This is a genomic window from Deltaproteobacteria bacterium, assembly GCA_020845775.1.
Taxonomy (GTDB): Bacteria; Bdellovibrionota_C; UBA2361; order SZUA-149; family JADLFC01; genus JADLFC01.
On the sequence record JADLFC010000185.1, the window covers coordinates 1 to 2,790 of the forward strand.

A 2,790-nucleotide genomic window follows, 5' to 3' on the forward strand; every position below is an offset into this window, starting at 1 on the left:
GCTTTATGTTATAAACGGCAGCACCATTACTTTAAAAAATGCCGCTAATGGCTTAGTTAATATTGGCGCCAGAACTGTTGAGGTCGATCCGAAGAATCCGGACGTAGTATATGTTGGCATCAACCGTTCATTTATTAATGCCCCTCAATCTGTGTTTCGTTCTATGGATGGGGGTAATACCTTCGAGGATGTTTCAGGGAATTTAAGCCCCTTAAACGTTGATTCCATATCTGTTAATCCACATACGCGCTATGTATATGCTGCAAGCTCTGCCGGCACCTGGAGACTCCCACCGCCGGGAACGATTATTGATTCCAAACCTCCTGCTGCGCCAGGGGGGTTAAAGGTTGTGCAGTAAGGATGCTAGGGTTAAACGAGTTTTTTTGACGGAGAGGGAGGAGCTTAAAAGATTGCATTAGTTTTGCGGGTTGTCATAAAGACAGTGTTCCCTTATGTAAGACTCAACAGAGGGATATGAGCTGTGTTTGCTGAGGCGCACTTGGGTCGAGTCTACGGGTATGCCTGTTTCTATGCAGATTATGTCAAGCGATAGCGCATCGATGTTTCGCCACTTTTTTACATCCTCAGCATCCTTTTGACCGACAGCCCAATGAATTTTTCCAGGTAAATGCTTTCGCAGTTTCTTCACTAAATCCTCAACATAAACGTAATCTCTCGTGCATACCCAAATGCCTCGTCGACTATTGTCGTGAAAGACTGGCAATTTCTCTGCGGCTAAAACTAGCTCTATCATCTTAACCCTGTGAGACATAGGAGCCGGCACTAAGGATTTCCAGGGGTTTTTAGAAGTAATCGCAAGGATTACGAGGTCGTAGTTTTCTAGGAGTTTTCTAATAACCGCCACATGACCTTGGTGGATGGGGTCGAAAGTGCCACCAAAAACTGCGTAATCGCCTTTATGTTTTGGAAACTGTTCCTTAATCATAAACTAAAAGTTGCCCTTGCCAAGAAGCTGCCCTACTGGCAAGAGTAGGAATGATAAACGCGCGTCTTTGTGGGAGAATGATATGAGTATGCATAGAGTGGCTATTATAGGAGGCATTAGAACGCCATTTGTCAAGGCTGGTGGGGCATTTAAGGATTATTCGTTTCAAAATCTAGGAGCCCATGTCTTAAAGTCAGTAGTCAAGAGGTTTGATCTTAAGCAAGACACAATAGATGAGTTTATCTTTAGCTCGGTTCTCTTGGATCCAACAACTCCCAACTGGGCACGCGAGATTTTGTTTGAGGCGGGACTTAAAAAAAATATTTATGCCCATTCAGTCTCAAATAACTGTATCTCCGGTTTAGTAGCGATAACTTCCGCTGCCGAACGAATTCGCTTAGGGCTCAGTACTTGCGCCATCGCCGGAGGAAGCGAGTCTATGACGAACCCCAGCCTGACATTTGGCAAGCAGGCGTCTAAGATTTTTTTGGAACTATTTCGCACGCGTGCCCCAATCGAGCGCGCAAAATTAGTTTGTAAACTGCGTCCTCGACACCTAATGCCTCGTCCTCCAGCAGTGACCGAACCATCAACAGGTTTAACGATGGGCCAGCACATGGAGATAACCGCTAAGGAGATGGGTATCCCTAGGAATGTGCAAGACGAGATAGCGCTCGCAAGTCACAAAAATGCCTTTGCTGCCACAGAAGATAATAGGTTAACGGCTGAAATTGAGCCGCTAGGAGGAGTGGAGAGAGATTTACTAATTCGCGCGGATACCTCACTCGAAAAACTTGCCGCCTTAAAACCCGTCTTTGACCGCTCTTCACAAGGCACTATTACCGCAGGAAACGCTAGCGCACTTACGGACGGCGCTTCGGCCGTCGTCTTGATGAGCGAAGAGATGGCAAAAAAAGATGGCCGAGAGATTCTGGCATTTATTTCTGACTATCAGTATGCTGCAATAGATCCGGCATTGGGCTTGCTTATGGCTCCGGCAGTAGCTGTTCCTAAATTGCTTGCTAGAAATAGCTTAACGTTTAGCGATTTTGATTTAATCGAGATACATGAAGCGTTTGGCGCGCAAGTGGCTGCTAATATTAAGGCTTGGGAAGAGGGATGGAGTTCGGAGCCTGGGAATAGCGCCTCTAAGCTACGGGTGGGGCCGCTCGATAGGACCAAACTTAACGTCTTGGGCGGCTCTATCGCCATAGGGCACCCATTTGCCGCTACCGGCGGGCGCATGGTGACAACCCTGGCTAACGAGCTTAAGCGGCGGTGTGCGAGGCGAGGCTTAATAAGCGTCTGTGCGGCGGGCGCTATGGCGGCGTCTATGACGCTAGTAAGGGACTGAGACACGACGACGCTGCAAAAAGGATATAGCGCGCTAATTTGCTGGACAATTTTTTCGCAAGCTGCGAGAATATTTGTAGGTTAGAGATTGGCGCGCGATCGCGGTAGCGCATTTTTTTGCGCTACTGAGGAAAGTCGGGACACTATAGAGCATGTTGGCTGCTAACGGCAGCTTGGGGCGACCCAAAGATAGTGCCACAGAAAATAAACCGCTTTTCAAGAGAGCTAGAAGTCGCCAATTCGTTGGCTTCGTTCTAGGCTACTTAGGTAGTATCTTGGAATAGTAAGGGTGAAACGGTGGGGTAAGAGCCCACCAGCGTTAGAGGTAACTCTAGCGGCTTGGTAAACCTCAGCAAGTGCAAGACAAAATAGGAACATCAGCACGCTCTGCGAGGGACTGCTTCAGGGCAGTGCTTTTGTCGGGCTGCTCGTAGCTGCTCGCTATGAGAATTTTCGGGTTCCGTCGCTTAGAGGAATGATCGTGCTTAGAC

Annotated in this window: 3 protein-coding genes and 1 other RNA gene; 3 read left to right on the forward strand and 1 reads right to left on the reverse strand. The window is 47.9% G+C overall.

What is annotated here, in order from left to right; translation table 11 throughout:
* On the forward strand, positions 1 to 358 hold a 358-nt coding region (locus tag IT291_11340), incomplete at its 5' end, for a hypothetical protein (protein MCC6221823.1).
* Between the two features lie 57 nt (positions 359 to 415).
* On the opposite strand, the gene IT291_11345 is transcribed toward IT291_11340, so the two are convergent.
* Positions 416 to 946, reverse strand: a complete 531-nt coding sequence (locus tag IT291_11345; GenBank protein MCC6221824.1) for an adenylyltransferase/cytidyltransferase family protein — start codon at positions 944 to 946, stop codon at positions 416 to 418.
* Between the two features lie 82 nt (positions 947 to 1,028).
* Here IT291_11345 and IT291_11350 point away from each other — a divergent pair, with 82 nt between their 5' ends.
* Positions 1,029 to 2,300, forward strand: coding sequence for an acetyl-CoA C-acyltransferase (locus tag IT291_11350; GenBank protein MCC6221825.1), 1,272 nt, complete (start codon positions 1,029 to 1,031; stop codon positions 2,298 to 2,300).
* A gap of 82 nt (positions 2,301 to 2,382) precedes the next feature.
* Positions 2,383 to 2,790: RNase P RNA component class A (gene rnpB, locus IT291_11355), an RNA gene on the forward strand; the annotation flags it as partial.